Source organism: Pseudomonas sp. Pseusp18, from assembly GCF_059506005.1.
Map to the genome: position 1 here is coordinate 5,736,405 of NZ_CP169240.1, position 21,413 is coordinate 5,757,817.

The window sequence follows — 21,413 nt, forward strand, 5'->3', positions numbered from 1 at the left end:
ACCCATTGGGTTAGAATGCCTCCCTTTTCTGCCCCGATCCTTGAGGACCGCCATGTTCAGCCGTGATTTGACTATTGCCAAGTTCGACGCCGACCTTTTTGCCGCCATGGAGCAAGAAGCTCAGCGTCAGGAAGAACACATTGAGCTGATCGCTTCGGAAAACTACACCAGCCCTGCGGTGATGGAAGCTCAAGGCTCGGTACTGACCAACAAGTACGCCGAAGGTTACCCAGGCAAGCGTTACTACGGTGGTTGCGAGTTCGTCGACATCGTCGAGCAGCTTGCAATTGATCGAGCCAAGGAACTGTTCGGCGCCGATTACGCCAACGTTCAGCCGCACGCCGGTTCGCAAGCCAACAGCGCCGTTTACCTGGCCCTGCTGCAAGCGGGCGACACCATTCTGGGCATGAGCCTGGCTCACGGTGGTCACCTGACCCACGGCGCCAGCGTTTCGTCCTCCGGCAAGCTGTACAACGCCGTTCAGTACGGCATCGATGCCAATGGCCTGATCGACTACGACGAAGTCGAGCGTCTGGCCGTTGAGCACAAGCCGAAAATGATCGTGGCCGGTTTCTCTGCCTACTCGCAGGTTCTGGACTTCCCACGCTTCCGCGCTATCGCGGACAAGGTTGGTGCTTACCTGTTCGTCGACATGGCCCACGTGGCCGGTCTGGTCGCCGCTGGCGTCTACCCGAACCCGGTGCCTTTCGCTGACGTGGTGACCACCACCACCCACAAAACCCTGCGCGGTCCACGTGGCGGCCTGATCCTGGCTCGCGCCAACGCCGACATCGAGAAGAAGCTGAACTCCGCAGTATTCCCGGGTGCCCAGGGCGGCCCGCTAGAGCACGTGATCGCTGCCAAGGCGATCTGCTTCAAGGAAGCGCTGCAGCCTGAGTTCAAGGCCTACCAGCAACAAGTGGTGAAAAACGCCCAAGCCATGGCCGGCGTGTTCATCGAGCGCGGTTTCGACGTGGTGTCGGGCGGTACTCAGAACCACCTGTTCCTGCTGTCGCTGATCAAGCAGGAAATCTCCGGTAAAGACGCCGACGCCGCACTGGGCAAAGCGTTCATCACCGTGAACAAGAACTCGGTACCGAACGATCCACGCTCCCCGTTCGTCACCTCCGGCCTGCGTTTCGGTACCCCGGCTGTGACCACTCGCGGCTTCAAGGAAGCAGAGTGCAAAGAGCTGGCCGGCTGGATCTGCGACATCCTGGCTGACCTGAACAACGAGGCGGTGATCGATGCCGTTCGTGAGAAGGTCAAGGCCATCTGCAAGAAACTGCCGGTGTACGGCGCTTAATTGCCCCGCTAAACCGCAGCAATGAAAAAACCGGCCAGTGATGGCCGGTTTTTTTTCGTCCGCCATAAAGATCAATGGGGTTAGCACCACTGGTCAGACCGGTCATGCCAATTTTTAGATTTTCACTTGTAATCCCGAAAAAACTCAGCGTAGACTGCGCCTGCACTGGACATACCGGTAAGACCACAATAATTAAGTCCTGAATCTGATGCGCTTGGCGCACGGCAGCCAGGACACCGACCAGGATTCCTCCCATGCTCAGATGGTGCTCGCGTTCAATCTTCCTTCAAGTGGTTCTCGGACTGGTGCTCGGCATCGTCTGCGGGCTGACCCTTCCCGAATACTCCGCCCAACTCAAACCCCTTGGCGACGGCTTCATCAAACTGATCAAGATGCTTATTGGCCTGATCGTGTTTTGCGTGGTGGTCAGCGGCATCAGCGGTGCCGGTGACCTGAAGAAGGTCGGACGCATCGGCCTCAAATCGGTCATCTACTTCGAAATACTGACCACCATCGCCCTGGTGATCGGCCTGGTGTTCGCCTTCACGACCGGCATCGGCAGCGGCGCGAACATTCATCTTGAGCAGCTCTCCGCCGCCGACATGGGCGACATCGCCCAGCGCGGTCAGCACATGCACACCACCACGCAGTTCCTGATGGACCTGATTCCGACGTCGGTGATCGGCGCCTTCGCCGACAACAACATCCTGCAAGTCCTGCTGTTTTCGGTGCTGTTCGGCAGCGCGCTGAACCTGGTGGGTGAAGCGGCGTCGGGTATTTCCCGGCTGATCAACGAGCTGAGCCATGTGATCTTCCGCATCATGGGCATGATTGTGCGCCTGGCGCCGATCGGCGTCTTCGGCGCCATCGCCTTCACCACCAGTAAATATGGCCTGGACTCGCTGCAACACTTGGGCAGCCTGGTCGGCCTGTTTTACCTGACTTGCGCGGCATTCGTGGCGCTGATTCTCGGCCTGGTGATGCGCCTCTCGGGTCTGCGGATGTGGCCGCTGCTCAAGTACCTGCGCGAAGAACTGCTGATCGTCATGGGCACCGCTTCTTCCGACGCCGTGCTGCCACAAATCATGCGCAAGCTTGAGCATCTGGGCATCGGCAGCTCCACGGTCGGGCTGGTGATTCCGACCGGGTATTCGTTCAACCTTGATGGTTTTTCGATCTACCTGACCCTGGCCATTGTGTTCATCGCCAATGCCACCGGCACGCCGCTGGCCATGACTGACCTGCTGACGATTCTGCTGGTGTCACTGATCACCTCCAAAGGTGCCCACGGGATTCCCGGCTCGGCGCTGGTGATTCTCGCCGCCACCCTGACGGCGATCCCGGCAATTCCGGTGGTGGGCCTGGTGCTGGTGCTGGCGGTGGACTGGTTCATGGGCATCGGCCGGGCACTGACCAATCTGATTGGTAACTGCGTCGCCACGGTGGCCATTGCCCGCTGGGAAAAGGACATCGATATCCAACGGGCAAACAAAGTGCTGTCCGGCCAGGTGGGTTATACCTTCCAGCCGAGAAAACCGGTGGTCCCGGCACATCAGCAGGAATTTTAAACAACGTGTGCCTGCCCACGGGCAGGCACATTTATCGCGATCTGGAGCGAACAGTGATTACCTCGTCAACCGTCGTAAATTCAGTGGTAGAAAAACTTCGGGCCGCGCTGGCCCGCGGTCAGTGGCGCTCCGGCGACATGCTGCCAGGCCAGCGTGAACTGGCCGAACAACTGGGCATCAGCCGCCCAAGCCTGCGCGAAGCGGTGATCGTGCTGGAAACCCTCGGGCTGGTACGCTCGATGCCGGGCAAAGGCGTGGTGGTGCTGGAGGCCAATCTCAGCGACAGCCAAAGCCACGACAGCGCAGTCGCCGGGGCCAGCCTGGAAGACGTGCTGCAACTGCGCTACACCCTCGAACCGTTCATCGTCGGCCTGGTGGCGCAGTCCATCAGCAGCAAGGAAGTCGGGCAACTGCGCCTGACCCTGATGGACATGCGCGAAGCCCTGGAAGCCAATGACAGCGAGGCCGGTGTGAACGCCTACATCGCGTTCCACGAAGAGTTGTTCACCCTGACCTCGAACCCGATTTTCCAGAGTGTGGTGCAGCAGACCAGCAACGCCCTCAAGCAAAGCGCCGACGTGCTGCGCAATTCTCCCGAGCACTTGGCTGAGCGCCTTGAAGAAAGCGAAGCCATGGTACGAGCGATCCGCAGCAAAAACAGCGCCCAGGCCAGCGCCGAAATGCGTCGGCACATCCTTCGGGAAGGTCAACGGATGGGCATCGAATTGAATATCCCGGACGACCACCTCGGCAGTTGACCCCCTCTTCGAACTGGAGACAGGCCATGAACAGCTTCGCCTCACCACAAACGCTTATTGCCCTGCCCTTTCGCCCGCCGGTGGATGATCTCTATTCGCGGATCTTCGACGCGATTCTCGAACAGCGCATCAATGCGGCCAGTCGTTTTACCGAAGATAGCCTGGCGCAGATGTTCGGTGCCAGGCGCAGTGACATTCGTGGTGTGCTGACGCAGTTGTCCCATCAGCAGATCATCATCCTGCGGACTAATCATCGCCCCCGGGTCGCCGCGCCCGATGCCGAGCAGACGAGGCAAACGCTGCATGCCCGACGACTGACCGAAATCACGCTGGCTCGACTGGCCTGCCAGCAACCTCGCCCACAGGACCTGAAACGCCTGCGCGCCTTGATCGACAGCGAACGCCAATGCACGTCGCGTGGTCCGGCCATTCGATTGTCTGGGGAGTTTCATCTGCAACTGGCCGAAATGGCGGGGAACGCACCGTTGGCGCATTTTCTCGGGAGTCTGGTGCCGCTGACTTCGCTGGCGATTGCGCAGTTTGATGCGCAGGCGGAGGGTTATTGCACGTGGCAGGCGCACGAAGGCATTTTGAATGCGGTTGAGTGCGGGGATGTGGCAATGGTAGTGATGTTGATGACCCGGCATCTGGATCATTTGGAAGAGACATTACTGAACTCAGAACCGGTATCTCGCCGAAATCGTGTTGCCGGTTAGATCGCCTTCGCGGGCAAGCCTCGCTCCTACAGTTTTGATCATCTGTAGAAGCGAGGCTTGCCCGCGAAGACGTCATCATCGACGAACACAGTTTCAATCCGCCGCAACCCGCGCAAACCCCTCGCGAATCTTCTCTTCCGGCAACTCATCTGCAATGAACACGATCACGCTTTCGCGTGTGTCATCGTCCGCCCACTCGGTATCCCAATCGAAACCGTACAGTTTCAGCACGCCCTGGAACACCATGCGCCGCGGCTCACCAAGAATGTTCAAAACGCCTTTGTAGCGCAGCAATTGCTTGCCATGGTCTTCCAGCAGTTCGTTCATGAACTCGCTGAGCTTGTCGATATCCAGCGGTTTGTCGGTACGCAGCACCAGGCTGGAAATGCGATCGATGGAGGGCGCCTTGCTCACCGGGCGCAAACTCACGCCACCACCGAGGTCGGCATTGAGGTTGAAGCCACGCACATCGAGCAATTCGGCCAGATCAATCTTGCCGTGGTCGACCACACGAATCGGTGCGCGGCGGTTGATGCGGGTCAGGCGCTCGCTGAGGGCAGTGAAGGTCGGCTCATCCACCAGATCGCGCTTGCTCACCAGCAAGCGGTCGGCAAAACCGATCTGCGCCTGGGCGATGGTCTGGGTCAGGTGCAGGTCGGCATGAGCCGCGTCCACCAGGGTGATGATGCCGTCGAGGATGTAGCGTTCGCGCAGCTCTTCATCGATAAAAAAGGTTTGCGCCACCGGGGCCGGGTCGGCCAGACCGGTGCATTCGATCACCAGGCGGTCAAAGGCGATTTCGCCACTGTCCAGGCGCTCCAGTAGCAGGTACAGCGCTTTGGTCAAATCGGTGTGGATGGTGCAGCAGACGCAGCCGTTGGACAGCGTCATCACTTGCACAGGCTCGTCGCCCAACAGTTGGGTGTCGATGCCGGCGTCACTGAACTCGTTTTCGATCACGGCGATTTTCAGGCCGTGCTCGGCTTTGAGCAGGTGGCGCAACAAAGTGGTTTTACCAGCGCCGAGGAAGCCGCTGAGGATCGTGACAGGGATTGGCGCTAACAAAATAAGATCTCCCGGACGCAAAAAAACTGTAGGAGCCAGGTTTGCCGGCGAAAGCATCTTGAAGATCGCCTTCGCCGACAAGCCCTGCTCCTACAGTGGTGTGTTACCTAAACCGCGTACATCAACAGCACTTCGGTCCACCCTTGCCGCCGTAACGAGCCTCTTGGCGCTCCCGAAAGAACGCCTCGTAACTCATCACCGGTTTGTCCGGGTGTTTGGTTTGCATATGCTCGACGTAGTTGTCGTAGTCGGGCATGCCGACCATCAGGCGCGCGGCCTGACCGAGGTATTTACCGAGGCGGCTCAGGTCATTGAACATGGTGCAATCCTCAGGTTACGCATCCGGCAGAGCCTGGAATGGCGATTCTTTATCCGTGCGTTCTTTGGTGCCCCAGGCGGCAATACCGACCTTGAGCGCATAGAACAGGATGCTGAACACCACGAACAGGAACAGCGCGGTCAGCGTTGCGTTGGTGTAGGCGTTGTAGATCACGTGCTGCATCTGCTCGATGCTCTTGGCCGGAGCGAGGATCTGACCGCTGGCCAGGGCATCACTGTACTTCTTGGCCAGCGACAGGAAGCCGATCGCCGGGTTGGCGTCGAACAGCTTGATGAAGCCTGCAGTGGTGGTGCAGATCAGCAACCAAACGGCTGGCAGCATGGTGACCCAGATATAGCGTTGGCGTTTCATTTTGATCAGCACAACGGTTGCCAGCATCAGCGCGATACCGGCCAGCATCTGGTTGGAGATACCGAACAGCGGCCACAAGGTGTTGATGCCACCCAGTGGATCGATCACGCCTTGGTACAGCAGGTAGCCCCACATCGCCACGCAACCGGCGGTGGCTATCAGGTTGGCGGTCCAGGACTCGGTGCGTCTCAGCGCCGGTACGAATGAGCCGAGCAAGTCCTGCAGCATGAAACGCCCGGCACGGGTACCGGCGTCGACCGCGGTCAGGATGAACAGTGCTTCGAACAGGATCGCGAAGTGGTACCAGAACGCCATGGTGTTTTCGCCCGGCAGCACGCTGTGCAGGATCTGCGCGATACCGACCGCCAGGGTCGGCGCACCGCCGGCACGGGCCAGGACGGTGGTTTCACCGATGTCCTTGGCCACCGCCTGCAACGCTTCCGGCGTGATGGCAAAGCCCCAATTGCTGACCGCTGTCGCTACCGCCACCACATCACCGCCGACAACCGCGGCCGGGCTGTTCATGGCGAAGTACACGCCCGGTTCGATCACCGAAGCGGCCACCATCGCCATGATCGCCACGAAGGACTCCATCAACATGCCGCCGTAACCGATGTAGCGAGCGTTGACTTCATTATCCAGCAGCTTCGGCGTGGTGCCGGAGGAAATCAGCGCGTGGAAACCGGATACCGCACCACAAGCGATGGTGATGAACAGGAACGGGAACAGCCCGCCCTTCCACACCGGTCCGGTGCCGTCGATGAACTGGGTCAATGCCGGCATTTTCAGCACGGGCATGGTGATCAGAATGCCGATCGCCAGCGCAACGATGGTGCCGATCTTGAGGAACGTGGACAGGTAATCACGCGGCGCCAGAATCAGCCACACCGGCAACACGGCTGCCACGAAACCGTAGCCGATCAGCATCCAGGTGATCTGGACCCCGGTAAAGCTGAACGCCTTGGCCCACACCGGGTCAGCGGCGATCTGCCCGCCCAGCCAGATCGAACCCAGCAGCAACGCCACGCCGATCACCGAGATTTCACCGATACGGCCAGGACGGATGTAGCGCATGTAGACGCCCATGAACATCGCGATCGGGATGGTCGCCATCACGGTAAAGATGCCCCACGGGCTTTCGGCCAGGGCCTTGACCACGATCAGCGCCAGCACCGCGAGGATGATGATCATGATCAGGAAGCAGCCAAACAGCGCGATGGTCCCGGGGATGCGGCCCATTTCTTCACGAACCATGTCGCCCAGGGAGCGACCGTTGCGGCGGGTGGACATGAACAGGACCATGAAGTCCTGAACCGCACCGGCCAGCACCACGCCGGCAATCAGCCACAGCGTACCGGGCAGGTAGCCCATCTGCGCCGCCAACACCGGACCGACCAGCGGCCCCGCGCCGGCGATGGCCGCGAAGTGGTGACCGAAAAGGATGTGTTTGTTGGTCGGCACGTAGTCCAGACCATCATTGTTGATTACGGCAGGTGTAGCCCGACGTGAATCGAGTTGCATCACATTGTTAGCGATGAACAGGCTGTAGTAGCGGTATGCGACAAGATAGATAGCGACTGCTGCGACAACGATCCACAAGGCGTTGATCGCCTCGCCTCGGCGCAATGCCACTACGCCCAGGGCGCACGCTCCTACGACTGCCAGCAGCAGCCAGGGTAAGTGGCGTAGCGGGCTATTATTATTTTTCATTTTATGATTCCAGCCAGAGTGGACAAGAAAGACAGCCATCCCGAGTTTAGCGCTACTGGCCTCAAAGGCCACCCCCAACGTTGGTCTAGATAAGGGATTGCGTGGCGGCTGATGCAAAGCCCGGTCTATAGTCAGTGCACCATGCAGAGAGGGTCAGGCCATGAGCGAACAGCATTCCGATCGCCGCCGTTTCAAGCGCATCGCCTTCAGTGCAAAGGCCGAACTGAGCCAGGACGGACAGCGTTGGCCGGTGCAATTACTCGACCTGTCGCTCAAGGGCATGCTGATCCAGCGTCCCGAGCCCTGGTCAGGCGACGCCAGCCAGCCCTTCGCAGCCGATATCCATTTGAACAACGAGGCCGAGATCCGAATGGACGTGCAGCTGACCCACGATGGCAAGGGCCAGTTGGGTTTTGTCTGCCTGAATATCGGGCTGGAATCGATCGAACACCTGAGGCGGCTGGTCGAGCTGAACCTCGGCGATCCCGAAGAGTTGGAGCGGGAGTTGGGAGCGCTGATCGCCCCCTGATTCGCTTCCTACAAGGATTGCGATCACATGCTTATTCGAACAGTGCGTCGAGGGCCTGTTCCAGCCGCGTCACGGCGATAATCTGCAACCCCGGCGGCGGCTCTTTCGGCGCGTTGCCCTTGGGCACGATGGCGCGTTTGAAGCCGTGCTTGGCCGCTTCTTTCAAGCGCTCCTGGCCACTCGGTACCGGGCGTACTTCACCCGACAACCCGACTTCGCCAAACACCAGCAGATCGTGCGGCAGCGGCCGGTTGCGCAAACTGGACATGACCGCCGCCATCAGCGCCAGGTCGGAAGCGGTTTCCAGGACCTTCACACCACCGACCACGTTGAGGAACACGTCCTGATCGTGGGTCGGGATGCCGCCGTGGCGGTGCAAAACCGCCAACAACATGGCCAGGCGATTCTGATCCAGACCGAGCGTCACCCGGCGCGGGTTGGCCAGGTGGCTGTCATCTACCAGCGCCTGGACTTCCACCAGCATCGGCCGGGTGCCTTCCCACGTCGCCATGACCACACTGCCCGGGACTTCTTCCTGAGCGCGTGTCAGGAAAATCGCCGAAGGGTTGGAGACTTCTTTCAGTCCTTTGTCGGTCATGCCGAACACGCCCAGTTCATTCACCGCACCGAACCGGTTTTTCACCGCCCGCAGCAAACGCAGGCGACCATCGGATTCGCCTTCGAAATACAGAACGGTGTCGACCATGTGCTCCAGCACTCGGGGGCCGGCCAGAGCGCCTTCTTTGGTGACATGGCCCACGAGGAAAATCGCCGTGCCGCTTTGCTTGGCATAGCGCACCAGCAATGCCGCACTTTCGCGCACCTGGGAGACACCGCCCGGTGCCGATTGCAGTTGCTCGGTAAAGATCGTCTGAATCGAGTCGATCACCATCACCTTGGGCTTTTCCTGCCGGGCGGTGGCAATGATGGTTTCAATGCAGGTTTCAGTCATTACCCGCAGTTGATCCTGAGGCAAGCCCAGCCGCCGGGCACGCATGGCCACTTGTTGCTGGGACTCTTCGCCGGTGACATACAGCGCCGGCATGCTCTTGGCGAGGTTGCACAAGGTTTGCAACAGAATCGTCGACTTGCCGATACCGGGGTCACCACCGATCAACACCACCGAGCCATCCACCAGGCCGCCGCCCAAAACGCGATCTAGCTCGCTGGACGCCGTGGAGAACCGCGGAATTTCTTCGACGCTGACTTCGGCCAGGGTCTTGATCTGTGCCTGCTGGCCGGTCCAACCGGTGCGACCGCTGGGGGCCGCGGCGCCGCCACTCTCCACCATGGTTTCGGTCAGCGTGTTCCAGGCCCCGCATTCGCCGCACTGGCCGGCCCACTTGGGGAAGGTTGAACCGCACTCGGTGCAGCCGTACATGCGCTTGGCCTTGGCCATCTGAACTCCCGGCAAAAACCGCGATGATAGCTCAGCTGACGCGGATCAGCGCGGCGCCGCCGTGCGGATTTCACCGCTGGCCAGACGCGCGGCACTGTTGCCCAACGGATCCTCGGCGTTCAGGTCCGCCCCTTTGGCCTTGAGTGCGTCGAGCAACTCGACGCGCTTGAACAATCCGGCATACATCGCGGCAGTCTGCCCGGCGCCGTTGCGTTGGTCGGGGCTGCAATTGGCGGCCAGCAGGGTTCGAGCGATCTGCACTTCGCCTTTGAAAATCGCGCCCATCAGCGCGGTATTGCCGCGTTGATCCTGAGCGCAGGCGTCCGCCCCGGCCGCCAACAAACGCTCCACGGCGGCACCCTGACCATGATAGGCGGCCAGTATCAACGCGGTGTAACCCTTGCTGTCGCGGGTGTCGAGGGAATAGCCGGCTTCGATGAAGGTCTCGAGCATCGGCACATCACCCCGTCGAGCGGCATCGAAATAGTAATCCTGTAATTGCGCTTTCAGCGCCTCGGGGTCCTTCGAGATTTGCGGCTCAGCCCCGGCGAGCACACTGAGTGACCAGCACGCCAGAAACACAGACAAATAAAGACGCATGGCAGCGCTCCTTGATCAGACGGGACCTCGCGTGAGGCCCCGCTTCGGACAGATAGATCAATCGACCAGCTTGGCCGCCAGCGTCTTGACCCGGGCCAGATCACCCTTGGCCACTTTGGTTACTCCCGTCCCGTATTCCGGGTCGGCCTTATAGAGGAAGGACAAGATGATGTGCTTGCTCTCGTCATCGGTGGTGGCCAGGGAGCCGCCGAAGCTGTCGATCAGGTCCTGACGCTCCTTCTGTGTGAACGAGCGATACAGATCGCCGGCCTGCTTGAAGTTCTGCTCACGTTGAATCTTCGCCTGCTGCGTGCTGCCCGACAGGGTCGACTGGCTGTAACGCGCAGTTTGCGGCTCCTCACGGGGCAGCAGACGGCTCGGCTGGTAATTCACCCCCGTGCTGCTGGCGCCGATGTTCATCGCACCATCCTGATTACCGTTGTTCACGGCGATTTTCGGTGCGTTGATCGGCAACTGCAGCGCATTGGCCCCCAGGCGATACAGTTGGGTATCGGCATACGAGAACACTCGCCCCTGCAATAAGCGATCTTCCGAAGGCTCGATACCCGGAACCAAGTTGGCCGGGGCCATCGCCACTTGTTCGGTTTCCTGGAATACATTCGCCGGATTACGGTTCAATACCATCTGTCCAACTTTTCGCTCAGGAACACCAGGCCAGATCTTGGTGGCGTCCAATGGATCGAAATCAAACTTGGACAAGTCTTGAGGTTTTAGAACCTGGACGTACAAGTCCCACTTCGGAAAATCACCCTTGTTAATATGAGCGACCAAGTCGTTAGTCATATGACTGTAGTCTTGACCTTGAACATTGGTAACTTCTTTGGGGTCGAGATTTTTTATCCCCTGCAAACTTTTCCAGTGAAACTTTACATAGTGAACTTCGCCCTGGGCGTTAACCAACTTGTAGGCATGTACACCGTTGCCGTCCATCTCCCGATAGCTGGCCGGGGTGCCGGAGTTGGAGTACAACTCGGTCAAGGTGCGAGTGGCTTCCGGAACATGAGAGAAGAAATCGAAACGACGGGAGTCATCGTCAAGATTGGTGCGCGGGTCCGGCTTGAAGGCATGGACCATGTCCGGAAACTTGATGGCGTCCCGGATGAAGAAGGTCGGGAAATTGTTGCCGACCAGGTCCCAGTTACCGTCTGCGGTGTAGAACTTGGTGGCGAACCCCCGTGGGTCACGCAGGGTTTCCGGTGAGTGGTTGCCATGGACCACTGCGGAGAAGCGCACAAATACCGGCGTGCTCTGGCCGCCGGCGAATACCTTGGCCTTGGTCAAGTCACTGAGGTCGTCAGTCACGGTGAACGTGCCATGGGCGCCGGTGCCACGGGCATGCACCACACGCTCAGGAATGCGTTCACGGTCGAAACGCTGCAGCTTCTGAATCAACTGTACATCTTGCAACAGCACCGGCCCGGTCGCGCCGGCGGTTTGCGAGTTCTGGTTGTCGCCGACTGCGGCACCATTATCACGGGTCAACGTCGCAGCGTTGATGGAGAAGGACAGCAGGCTGACGGTCAGAACGCCGAAGGTACGACGGAGGGGAAAAGCCCCGAGGCCAAGGGGAGTTGTCATGGAAGTTTCCTCTGGTTTTATTAAGCGCATCCTGGTGCGCACCACAGAGGCTAGTGACCCAAAGGCCAAAACATAAATAGAAATCCCGTACCGGGCCGATAGCAAAAAGGTTCTGGAAATCCCGGTCTAGAGCGGGTAGACGCGCGCGAAGAGTGGCATTTTGTAAACTAATTGCAGGAAGATGTGTCGATAGACACGGGCATTGTAAGAAGGTGTTTCAAGCAAGGGGCGCTTTGCTGATTTACACTGCGTTCACCAACCTCATCTGTAACAAGGAAATAACCTATGGGCGTGATAAGTGAGTTCAAGGCCTTCGCGGTCAAAGGTAATGTGGTCGACATGGCCGTCGGTATCATCATCGGCGCTGCCTTCGGAAAAATCGTTTCTTCGTTTGTCGGCGATGTGGTGATGCCGCCAATTGGCTTGCTGATCGGTGGGGTGGACTTCAGTGATCTGGCCATTACGCTCAAGGCCGCTAACGGTAGTGTCCCGGCAGTGGTGCTGGCGTACGGCAAGTTCATCCAGAGCATGATCGACTTCATCATCGTTGCCTTCGCGATCTTCATGGGCGTCAAGGCCATCAACCGTCTGAAACGCGAAGAGGCCGTTGCGCCAACCCTGCCGCCGGTTCCGACCAAGGAAGAAGAATTGCTGAGCGAGATCCGCGATCTGCTCAAGGCTCAGAACAATCGGCCCTGATCGCTGATTGCCCAAAGAAACGGCGCCTTCGAGGCGCCGTTTGTTTACCAGTAGGTTTCCACCGCCACTTGGCCAGGTCGGCGACTGAGGCTCAAGTGCATGTCCCGTTGTTTCAATAGCTTGCGCGTCTCATCGATCATCTGTGGGTTACCGCAGAGCATCACCCGTGAATGCTCGGCTGTCAGTGCTACACCAGCCGTCTGTTCCAGTTCGCCATTCTCAATGAGGCTGGTGATCCGCCCGTTCAAGGCACCCGGATGCTGTTCGCGGGTGACGGTGGGAATGAATTGCAGTTTGTGCGCGTACTCGGCCAGGTAGTCACGCTGCGCCAGCTCCGCAATCAATGCCTGGTACGCCAGCTCCCGCGCTTCGCGCACGCTGTAGACCAGGATGATTCGTTCGAATTTCTCCCAAACTTCGAAGTCCTGCAGGATCGACAGAAACGGCGCCACGCCCGTGCCTGTGGATAACAGCCAGAGATCACGGCCATCGACGAAGCGATCCAGCGTCAGATAACCGAAGGCCTGACGGTCGACCAGCAGCGTATCGCCAGCTTCCAGCCGACTCAGTTCACTGGTGAATTCCCCTCCCGGCACAACAATGGAGAAGAATTCGAGGAACTCGTCATAAGGCGAAGAGACCATGGAATAAGCTCGCCACACCGTGCTGCCGTCTGCTTTGGTCACGCCCAAACGGGCGAATTGCCCCGCGCGAAAACGAAAGCCCGGATCCCTGGTAGTGCGCAGGGTAAACAGATTGGGAGTCAATGGCTGGACGTCAAGCAGCGTCTGGCGAGTGAATTTTTCTGCACTGGCAGTCATGGGTCGCTCCATTCAACAGATGACCCCAGTGTCCCGCAAAGCGCTCTGTGTAAACACCGATGAATTGTAATGTCTTTCATCCAGGCAACAAAACAGTACAACAATAAAAATAAATACATGAACGTTGGATTTTGTCTTTCCATAGAAAATAGCTAAGAACCAGTTATGTCGCTGCACGCTTTTTTAAAGAGCAAAATAGTTCAGCATGCTTGTAAGAATTCTCCTACACTCTGGGACGTGCCGGATCTTGGATCCAATCGGCACCCCCGAAGAAAGTCCGCATGGAGTTACCCAATGAAAGTGTGGAAGGAGTCACAGTTAACACAGCTTTCTTGCGCTCAAGAAATAAAGACTGCATATGAGATGTCGCTTAATTTCGTCAAAAATATGGGCTTTAATTTCTGTGCATTTTCAATAACATCCCCAACAACAGGGACACGCCACCATAAGATAAATCTGAATAATTACCCTAGCGGATGGAATGCGAAATATGAAAAAGAACATTTCAGTGAGATTGATCCAGTACTAGCCCATTGCAATCATTCCGAATGGCCGATTCTCTGGCAGGATGAGATCTTTTCAAAGACACAGACGTTGTGGCAAGCCCAAAAAAATCAGGGTTTGCAGTTTGGCTGGTCGCAATCCGTTCATGATAAGAACGGGCTTTGCAGCATGCTGAGCGTGGCCAGAACCCATAGCCCGATTACCGCATATGAACTGTACAAAAATCTGGGCTACGCGACGTTTATTAGCCGTCACCTGCACGGGCTTGTCGCGAAAGACCTGCGTGTCTCCTCGCTGAAGCCGGCTACGGCGCATTTATCATGCAGAGAAGTTGAAGTGCTGAAATATTCAGCCGAAGGCAAGACAGCCTGCGAGATCGCAATCATCCTCAGCCTGAGCGAAAGCACAGTAAATTTCCATATAAAGGGCGCTATCCGCAAATTTGGCGTCAACAACAAGATTGCAGCGGTGATCAGCGCAGCAAGATCGGGGGTTATCTGAAACTGTTCGAATCAGGTAATCCCTGCGAGTAATCCGGACGAAAAAAACGTACCATTGCGATCCGTTCTGAGTGATGCCGTGGAAAGTTCCACGACGCTGTCCGCTCGGATGGTTCCGCCCGCTACAACGCCCCGAAGCGGCGGCCCCCCGTTGATTATCAGAGCCCCGCCTCATGCCCCTGCTCGAAACCCCCTTCGCTCAACTCGACCTGATCCGCCAGCCAGAACAGCAGAACGAACCGCTGCAAGCGTTTGATGCCGCAGACGAATACCTGCTCAATCATCTGGCCGGGCAACAACCGACAGCAGATACTCGCGTACTGGTACTCAACGACAGCTTCGGCGCATTGGCCGCTAGCCTGGCGGGCAAGGTCCGGGTGACCAGCAGCGGCGATTCATTTCTGGCCTTTCAGGGGCTCGAAAAAAACCTCATGCGCAACGGCCAGGCGTTTGATGCGGTGCCGAGCGTACCTGCCAGCGAAGCCTTCGTCGGACCGTTTGACCGGGTATTGATCCGGGTACCGAAAACCCTGGCCCTGCTGGAAGAGCAACTGATCCGGCTACAGGGTCAATTGGCTCCCGGTGCTCAAGTGATTGCCGCCGCGATGGTCAAGCACCTGCCACGTGCCGCGGGCGATCTGCTGGAGCGCTACATCGGCCCGGTGCAAGCCTCGCTGGCCGTGAAGAAGGCTCGGCTGCTGATCGCCACGCCCGAAGCCAAAGCCCCCGCTGTCTCTCCATACCCGACGCGCTATCGACTCGACACGCCTGCAATCGAACTGCTCAATCACGCCAACGTGTTCTGTCGCGAAGGGCTGGATATCGGCACGCGAGCCTTTCTGCCGCATTTGCCGAACAACCTCGGCACAGCGCGGGTCGCCGATCTGGGGTGTGGCAACGGCGTGCTGGCGATCGCCAGCGCCCTGCAAAACCCCGAGGCCCATTACACATTGGTGGACGAGTCATTCATGGCCGTGCAATCGGCCGCTGAAAACTGGCGCGCGGCGCTGGGTGATCGTGACGTGATCGTACGTGCCGGCGATGGGTTGGCGGGGCAGGAACCCCAATCCCTCGACGTGGTGCTGTGCAATCCGCCATTCCACCAACAGCAAGTGGTCGGCGATTTCCTGGCCTGGCGGATGTTCCAGCAAGCGCGCGAAGCGCTGGTGGTGGGCGGCGCACTGTACATCGTCGGCAACCGTCATCTGGGCTATCACAGCAAGCTTGCGCGGTTGTTCCGCGGCGTCGAACAAGTGGCCGCTACCCCCAAGTTCGTGATTCTCAAGGCTCGCAAATAAAAGCAGGCAAAAAAAACCCTCCGTCGCAGGAGGGTTATAAATCCGTGCCGCAAGGCAACGGGATGGGAATTTCAGTGGGTACTCAGGCCCGCGGCATTCATGAACATGCGCATCAGCGTGGCCACGATGAACAGTGCCCCAACGCTGCCTGCCCAGATCAACGCCAGCCAGCCGAGTCGTTGCCAAAGCGGCTTTTTCTCTGCGGCTTCGATTTCCTGCAAATCAGGTTTGCCAGCCATCATCGCGTTCTCCTCTGCAACGGCGCAGGTATCAACCTTGCGCCGTATTCGTATGGGCTAGTGGTAACCGTCTTCGTGGGTGACCTTGCCGCGGAACACGTAGTAGCTCCAGAAGGTGTAACCCAGGATGAACGGGATGATGAACAGCGTGCCCACCAGCATGAAGCCCTGGCTCTGCGGCGGTGCGGCAGCGTCCCAGATCGAAATCGACGGCGGCACGATGTTCGGCCACAGGCTGATACCCAGACCGCTGTAGCCGAGGAAGATCAGCACCAGGGTCAGCAGGAATGGCGTGTAATGCGCATTGCGAGCCACCGCGCGAATCAGACCGTACAGAGTCACCAGTACCAGAATCGGCACTGGCAGGAACCAGAACAGATTCGGCAGGGTGAACCAGCGTGCGGCGATCTCGGCGTGGGCCAACGGTGTCCAGACGCTGACGATGCCAATCACCGCCAGCAACACGAAGGCCAATGGTCGCGCCAGGTCATGCATCTGCTCCTGCAGCTTGCCTTCGGTCTTCATGATCAGCCAGGTGCAACCGAGCAGCGCATAAGCCACGACCAGCGCCGCGCCACAGAACATCGTGAACGGCGTCAGCCAGTCGAGTGAACCACCGGCAAACTGACGATTGACCACCGGCAGCCCATCGATGAACGCACCCAATGCCACGCCCTGGAAGAAGGTCGCGGCGATCGAACCACCGATGAATGCCTTGTCCCACAAGTGGCGCTTGGCGTCCTTGGCCTTGAAGCGAAACTCAAAGGCCACGCCACGGAAAATCAGCCCGATCAGCATGAAAATCAGCGGCAGGTACAACGCCGAGAGCACCACCGAATAGGCCAGCGGGAAGGCGCCGAACAATGCCGCGCCGCCCAATACCAACCAGGTTTCGTTGCCGTCCCAGACCGGGGCGACGGTGTTCATCATCACGTCACGGTCGGTCTTGCCCTTGATGAACGGAAAAAGAATCCCGATCCCCAGGTCGAAGCCGTCCATGACCACGTACATCATGATGCCGAAGATGATGATCACGGCCCAGATCAGCGGAAGATCAATACCCATGATTCAAATCTCCTTGGTCAGGCTGTGGTTGTGATCGCCGTCACCGTTGTCGTCGGCGGCGGACAGCGGACGGGCCGGCGTGCGCTTCTGGCCAGGACCGCCTTCGTTGGTTTCCTTGCCTTCGTCGATCTTCGGCCCTTTGCGCACCAGGCGCATCATGTAGCCAAGACCGGCACCAAACAGCGCGAAATACACCACAACGAACATGATCAAGGTGATGCTCATCTGCACGAAGCTATGCCCGGAGGACGCATCCGCCGTGCGCATCAAGCCGTAGACCACCCACGGCTGACGGCCGATTTCAGTGGTGAACCAGCCGGCGAGAATCGCGATCAGGCCGGATGGGCCCATCCACAGCGCCAGGTACAGGAACGGACGCGAGGTATACAACGTGTCGCGCTTGCGCAGCCACAGACTCCACAAACCGGTGAAGATCATCAGGAACCCCAGGCCGACCATGATCCGGAACGACCAGAACACGATGGTCGAATTCGGCCGGTCTTCAGGCGGGAACTCCTTGAGCGCCGGTACCTGTTTGTCCAGGGTGTGGGTCAGGATCAGGCTGCCCAGGTACGGAATCTCGACCGCGAATTTGGTCTTTTCGGCTTTCATGTCCGGCCAGCCGAACAGGATCAACGGGGTTGGTTCATCGCCGACATTTTCCCAGTGACCTTCAATCGCAGCGATTTTCGCCGGCTGGTGCTCGAGGGTATTGAGGCCGTGGAAGTCACCGATGACGGCTTGGATCGGCGCCACGATCAGCGCCATCCACATGGCCATCGAGAGCATGGTGCGGATGGCCGGGTTGTCCTTGCCGCGCAGCAAATGCCAGGCCGCCGACGAACCGACGAAGAAAGCGGTAGCGACGAATGCCGCCGTGGCCATGTGCATCAGGCGGTAGGGGAACGAAGGGTTGAAAATCACCGCCAGCCAGTCCACCGGGATGACTTGCCCATTGACAATCTCGTAGCCCTGCGGGGTCTGCATCCAGCTGTTGGAGGCGAGAATCCAGAAGGTCGAAATCAAGGTACCGATGGCGACCATGACCGTGGCGAAGAAGTGCAGCTTGCGCCCGACCCTGTTCCAGCCGAACAGCATGACGCCGAGGAAACCGGCTTCCAGGAAGAACGCGGTGAGCACTTCGTAGGTCAGCAACGGCCCGGTCACGGAGCCGGCGAAATCCGAGAAGCGGCTCCAGTTGGTGCCGAACTGATAGGCCATGACCAAGCCGGACACCACACCCATGCCGAAGTTGACGGCAAAGATCTTCGACCAGAAATGGTACAGATCGCGGTAAGTGTCGTTGTGCGTCTTCAGCCACAGGCCTTCGAGTACCGCCAGGTAACTCGCCAGGCCAATGGTGATGGCCGGGAACAGGATGTGGAACGAAATGGTGAACGCGAACTGAATCCGGGCGAGATCAAGTGCCTCCAAACCGAACATAAGTCTTCCTCTGTCAGGTAATACTGGCTGAAGGCTTGCGGCCTGCACCCACTGCCCCCACGGTTATGGAGTGTGGCGAATTTGAACTCGTTCTTTTTCTACCATCATCACAACGTAGGGAATCTGGCCATCTGGCCGCCGGATCATTTCCACGAAGGGTCTTGATCTGGATCAAGCAACGTTGAAAGAGTAGTCGCATTTTTGCCGATGGACGGTGTGGTCTATTGCCGCGTGACAGGTTGCCTCACGGGTTTGGTCATGCGTTGCAATGCATTCCCTGTGGCGAGGGAGCTTGCTCCCGCTCGGCTGCGCAGCAGTCGTAAAATCGGGTAACGCGATGTGCCTGTGGTGTGGGGTAGCAGGTTCGGGGCTGCTTCGCATCCCAGCGGGAGCAAGCTCCCTCGCCACAGGGTATTTGTATGTTCTGTGGGATCGGTGTCTAGCTAACTAAATTTTCCGCGCTCGCAACCTCTGGTTACAGGTTGGTGATAATCTCGCCCTTCCCCTCACCCAGACTTGCCTTCAGATGCCCAGCCAAGCGCCCCTGCTGTTACGTCATCACCGCCCTTTTATTGCGTTCTGGCTGGCTCGGGTATTTACCGCCAGCGGTTTTCAAATGCTGACCGTGGCCATCGGCTGGAATCTGTATCAACTGACCGGCAATGTGCTCGATCTGGGTCTGGTGGGTCTGGTGGAATTTGCCCCGCGGGTGTTGTTCATGCTGCACACCGGGCATGTGGCGGATCGCTATGACCGGCGCAAGGTCGCGGCGATCTGTCAGTCCGTGCAAGCGCTGATCGCCCTGTCGCTGGCCATCGGCAGCGCGACTGACCATGTCACCCGGGAGATGATCTTCATCCTCGCATTCCTGCTCGGCGCCGCCCGCTCCTTCGAGATGCCAACCACCCAGGCCTTGCTGCCGAGCATCGTGCCCAGTGCCTTATTCCCGCGCGCGGTTGCTGCCGCGCAATCTGCGCAGCAATCGGCCACCATCGTTGCCCCGGCGCTGGGCGGTTTGCTTTACGCCTTCGGCAGCGTCTGGGTGTATGGCCCGACGGTGATCCTCTACCTCATCGCCTGTGCGCTGATGCTTAACCTACCGGCTCGGCAGACACCGTTGAACAAGGGCAAGGCAACCCTGGATTCGCTGCTCGCAGGCATCCGCTTCATTCGCAGCCGTCCGGATATTCTCGGGGCGATTTCCCTGGATCTGTTTGCCGTCTTGCTGGGTGGCGCGACTGCGCTGCTGCCGGTGTTCGCCAAAGATATTCTGCTGACCGGCCCTTGGGGTCTGGGCCTGCTGCGTTCGGCCCCGGCGGTGGGCGCACTGCTGATGTCGCTGTTTCTGGCGCGATTTGCCGTGGAACGCAACGTCGGACGGGTGATGTTTACCGCCGTGGGTGTATTCGGCGTGGCGACCATCGCTTTCGGCCTGTCGACTTCGTTCTGGTTCTCTCTCGCTGTGTTGGTGGTTTTAGGCGCGGCAGACATGATCAGCATGGTGATCCGCGCCTCGTTCGTGCAGCTGGAAACCCCGGACGAGATGCGCGGCCGGGTCAGTGCCGTGAATGGCTTGTTCATCGGTGCTTCGAATCAGCTCGGCGAATTCGAGTCTGGCTTGACGGCCCACTGGTTCGGCACCGTACCGGCCGTGGTGATGGGCGGCATCGGCACACTGATAGTGACCGGGGCCTGGGTCAGACTGTTCCCGACCCTGGCCAACCGCGACCGCATGCATGTGCCAGTGGAAGAGGTCAGGGCCTGAAGCAGTCTTCTACACCAGCAATTCCCCCGCCACCGCCGACCGCGTGGCTTTGCCGCAGAGTTGCTCCACCAGCGTCAGCGCAAACTCCAGTGCGGCGCCCGAACCCTGGGCGGTGATGCAGTTGCCATCGACCACCACCGGTTGATCGACGAAGTTGCAGCCCGACAATTGATGGCTGACGGAAGGCAGGCACGTCATGCGCCGCTGACGCAGCACGCCAAAAGTCTGCAGCGCCAGCGCCGGCGCTTCGGCAATGCCGGCGAACAAGCGCCCGGCGGCGACCTGGTCCTTGATCAATTGTTGCAGGGGTTGGTGGGCCGCCAAATGCTGCGCCCCCACGGCGCCGCCGGGCAAAACGATCAAGTCGAAGGGTTGGGCCAGCAAATCGACCAGCATCGCATCGGCGGTCAGGCGGGTGCCGCGAGCGCAGGTCAGCATGCGCCGCGACTCGATACTGGCCACCACCACTTCAACCTTGGCGCGGCGCAGAACATCGATCAGGGTCACGGTTTGCAGATCGTCGATGCCCTCGGCGAGGGTAATCAGGGCTCTAAAGGTCATGGGCGCGGTCCAGAGAATGATCTTTAAAGCGTAGTCAGCTTTCCTGCCCCTTGTTCGAGCCTGGCCGTTACTTGATGTAAAGCTGCGTCGACATCGTGTTGCCCGGCGCGTTGATGGAGGTGTTGCTGAATGTGAAGATGCCGTCCTGCTTGCCTGCCAGGTTGAAGATGTACAGATAGCCGACAGTTTTTTTCCCGGCTGAGCACTCGGTCAGGTTGCCGGTATCAAAAGCACAGACAGGGGTCCGGGTGCCATCCACTTCGAAACCGTCCAGGGCAACATGGGCTTCGCGACCGTAACCGACTTCCAGCACGTACACCTTGATGTTCGGCCCCTGGTGATCGCAACGGGTCTGCTCCTGCTTGTCCGCAATATCTTCAAAGCCACAGTTGGGCGACTCGACCTTGAGCACCTTGACCTGACTCAGTGGTGGAGCCGACGCTGCCGAGGCGGTTTGGGCACCCAGGAACAACGCGATCAACATTGCGAATGCGGCAACCACGCGCGTGCTCATGTACTTCATATTCCGCCCTTCCCCGCCCTAAAAAAACAGCGCGCAGTATGGCGCAGTTCCCTT

21 protein-coding genes are annotated in these 21,413 nt (G+C 58.9%); 9 read left to right on the forward strand and 12 right to left on the reverse strand.

Annotation, left to right across the window (positions count from 1 at the left end; all coding sequences use genetic code 11):
- The first annotated feature begins 52 nt into the window (after nt 1-52).
- The 4 genes from glyA to ACEN9A_RS25825 all read left to right on the forward strand — a co-directional run bounded on the left by glyA (nt 53) and on the right by ACEN9A_RS25825 (nt 4,348).
- Nucleotides 53-1,306, forward strand: a complete 1,254-nt coding sequence (glyA, locus tag ACEN9A_RS25810) for a serine hydroxymethyltransferase (RefSeq protein WP_018925867.1) — start codon at nt 53-55, stop codon at nt 1,304-1,306.
- Nucleotides 1,307-1,560: 254 nt separating this feature from the next.
- Nucleotides 1,561-2,874, forward strand: a complete 1,314-nt coding sequence (locus ACEN9A_RS25815; RefSeq protein ID WP_018925865.1) for a C4-dicarboxylate transporter DctA — start codon at nt 1,561-1,563, stop codon at nt 2,872-2,874.
- 53 nt (nt 2,875-2,927) lie between these two features.
- Entirely contained in the window at nt 2,928-3,632 is a 705-nt protein-coding gene (locus ACEN9A_RS25820; protein WP_018925864.1) for a FadR/GntR family transcriptional regulator, read from the forward strand.
- Nucleotides 3,633-3,658: 26 nt separating this feature from the next.
- A complete protein-coding gene (locus ACEN9A_RS25825; RefSeq protein WP_258671204.1) occupies nt 3,659-4,348 on the forward strand; it encodes a GntR family transcriptional regulator in 690 nt (229 codons plus the stop codon).
- A 93-nt stretch (nt 4,349-4,441) separates the two neighbouring features.
- Here ACEN9A_RS25825 and yjiA read toward each other — a convergent pair whose 3' ends face one another.
- The 3 genes from yjiA to ACEN9A_RS25840 all read right to left on the reverse strand — a co-directional run bounded on the left by yjiA (nt 4,442) and on the right by ACEN9A_RS25840 (nt 7,814).
- Nucleotides 4,442-5,413: a GTPase gene (gene yjiA, locus ACEN9A_RS25830; protein WP_258671205.1), complete on the reverse strand. Its 972-nt coding sequence runs from the start codon at nt 5,411-5,413 to the stop codon at nt 4,442-4,444.
- A gap of 121 nt (nt 5,414-5,534) precedes the next feature.
- The gene (locus ACEN9A_RS25835; protein ID WP_007937254.1) at nt 5,535-5,732 is read right to left on the reverse strand and encodes a YbdD/YjiX family protein; all 198 of its coding nucleotides are present in this window, start codon (nt 5,730-5,732) and stop codon (nt 5,535-5,537) included.
- Between the two features lie 15 nt (nt 5,733-5,747).
- Complete coding sequence (locus ACEN9A_RS25840) at nt 5,748-7,814, reverse strand: carbon starvation CstA family protein (protein ID WP_258671206.1); 2,067 nt, start codon at nt 7,812-7,814, stop codon at nt 5,748-5,750.
- 160 nt (nt 7,815-7,974) lie between these two features.
- Between ACEN9A_RS25840 and ACEN9A_RS25845 the strand changes: the two genes are divergently transcribed.
- Nucleotides 7,975-8,343 carry a PilZ domain-containing protein gene (locus tag ACEN9A_RS25845; protein WP_019650945.1) on the forward strand — a complete coding sequence of 123 codons (369 nt, stop codon included), beginning with the start codon at nt 7,975-7,977 and terminating at the stop codon, nt 8,341-8,343.
- Between the two features lie 31 nt (nt 8,344-8,374).
- Here the strand turns inward: ACEN9A_RS25845 and radA are convergent, their stop codons facing one another.
- Genes radA through katB form a run of 3 tightly spaced genes read right to left on the reverse strand, consistent with a single transcriptional unit; the run spans nt 8,375 to nt 11,941 of the window.
- On the reverse strand, nt 8,375-9,742 hold the full coding sequence (radA, locus tag ACEN9A_RS25850) for a DNA repair protein RadA (RefSeq protein WP_019581287.1): 1,368 nt from the start codon (nt 9,740-9,742) through the stop codon (nt 8,375-8,377).
- Between the two features lie 45 nt (nt 9,743-9,787).
- Entirely contained in the window at nt 9,788-10,342 is a 555-nt protein-coding gene (locus ACEN9A_RS25855) for an ankyrin repeat domain-containing protein (RefSeq protein WP_258671207.1), read from the reverse strand.
- A gap of 57 nt (nt 10,343-10,399) precedes the next feature.
- Entirely contained in the window at nt 10,400-11,941 is a 1,542-nt protein-coding gene (gene katB / locus ACEN9A_RS25860) for a catalase KatB (RefSeq protein WP_258671208.1), read from the reverse strand.
- 285 nt (nt 11,942-12,226) lie between these two features.
- Here katB and mscL point away from each other — a divergent pair, with 285 nt between their 5' ends.
- A complete protein-coding gene (gene mscL / locus ACEN9A_RS25865; RefSeq protein ID WP_019650942.1) occupies nt 12,227-12,640 on the forward strand; it encodes a large-conductance mechanosensitive channel protein MscL in 414 nt (137 codons plus the stop codon).
- Nucleotides 12,641-12,684: 44 nt separating this feature from the next.
- Here mscL and ACEN9A_RS25870 read toward each other — a convergent pair whose 3' ends face one another.
- Nucleotides 12,685-13,461, reverse strand: a complete 777-nt coding sequence (locus ACEN9A_RS25870) for a ferredoxin--NADP reductase (RefSeq protein WP_019650941.1) — start codon at nt 13,459-13,461, stop codon at nt 12,685-12,687.
- Nucleotides 13,462-13,755: 294 nt separating this feature from the next.
- Here ACEN9A_RS25870 and ACEN9A_RS25875 point away from each other — a divergent pair, with 294 nt between their 5' ends.
- Both ACEN9A_RS25875 and ACEN9A_RS25880 read left to right on the forward strand, forming a co-directional pair.
- A complete protein-coding gene (locus ACEN9A_RS25875) occupies nt 13,756-14,466 on the forward strand; it encodes an autoinducer binding domain-containing protein (RefSeq protein ID WP_258671209.1) in 711 nt (236 codons plus the stop codon).
- Nucleotides 14,467-14,638: 172 nt separating this feature from the next.
- Nucleotides 14,639-15,763: a methyltransferase gene (locus ACEN9A_RS25880; protein WP_258671210.1), complete on the forward strand. Its 1,125-nt coding sequence runs from the start codon at nt 14,639-14,641 to the stop codon at nt 15,761-15,763.
- Between the two features lie 71 nt (nt 15,764-15,834).
- Here ACEN9A_RS25880 and ACEN9A_RS25885 read toward each other — a convergent pair whose 3' ends face one another.
- Genes ACEN9A_RS25885 through ACEN9A_RS25895 form a run of 3 tightly spaced genes read right to left on the reverse strand, consistent with a single transcriptional unit; the run spans nt 15,835 to nt 18,510 of the window.
- Complete coding sequence (locus ACEN9A_RS25885) at nt 15,835-16,002, reverse strand: DUF2474 domain-containing protein (protein WP_081625770.1); 168 nt, start codon at nt 16,000-16,002, stop codon at nt 15,835-15,837.
- A 57-nt stretch (nt 16,003-16,059) separates the two neighbouring features.
- Entirely contained in the window at nt 16,060-17,067 is a 1,008-nt protein-coding gene (gene cydB, locus ACEN9A_RS25890) for a cytochrome d ubiquinol oxidase subunit II (RefSeq protein ID WP_018925814.1), read from the reverse strand.
- 3 nt (nt 17,068-17,070) lie between these two features.
- Nucleotides 17,071-18,510: a cytochrome ubiquinol oxidase subunit I gene (locus tag ACEN9A_RS25895; RefSeq protein WP_258671211.1), complete on the reverse strand. Its 1,440-nt coding sequence runs from the start codon at nt 18,508-18,510 to the stop codon at nt 17,071-17,073.
- Between the two features lie 526 nt (nt 18,511-19,036).
- On the opposite strand from ACEN9A_RS25895, the gene ACEN9A_RS25900 reads away from it, so the two are divergent.
- Nucleotides 19,037-20,275 carry an MFS transporter gene (locus ACEN9A_RS25900; RefSeq protein ID WP_258671212.1) on the forward strand — a complete coding sequence of 413 codons (1,239 nt, stop codon included), beginning with the start codon at nt 19,037-19,039 and terminating at the stop codon, nt 20,273-20,275.
- 9 nt (nt 20,276-20,284) lie between these two features.
- On the opposite strand, the gene ACEN9A_RS25905 is transcribed toward ACEN9A_RS25900, so the two are convergent.
- Together ACEN9A_RS25905 and ACEN9A_RS25910 are read right to left on the reverse strand one after the other, a co-directional pair.
- On the reverse strand, nt 20,285-20,836 hold the full coding sequence (locus ACEN9A_RS25905; RefSeq protein ID WP_018925811.1) for a DJ-1 family glyoxalase III: 552 nt from the start codon (nt 20,834-20,836) through the stop codon (nt 20,285-20,287).
- A gap of 67 nt (nt 20,837-20,903) precedes the next feature.
- On the reverse strand, nt 20,904-21,359 hold the full coding sequence (locus ACEN9A_RS25910; RefSeq protein WP_258671213.1) for a YolA family protein: 456 nt from the start codon (nt 21,357-21,359) through the stop codon (nt 20,904-20,906).
- Nucleotides 21,360-21,413: the final 54 nt, after the last annotated feature.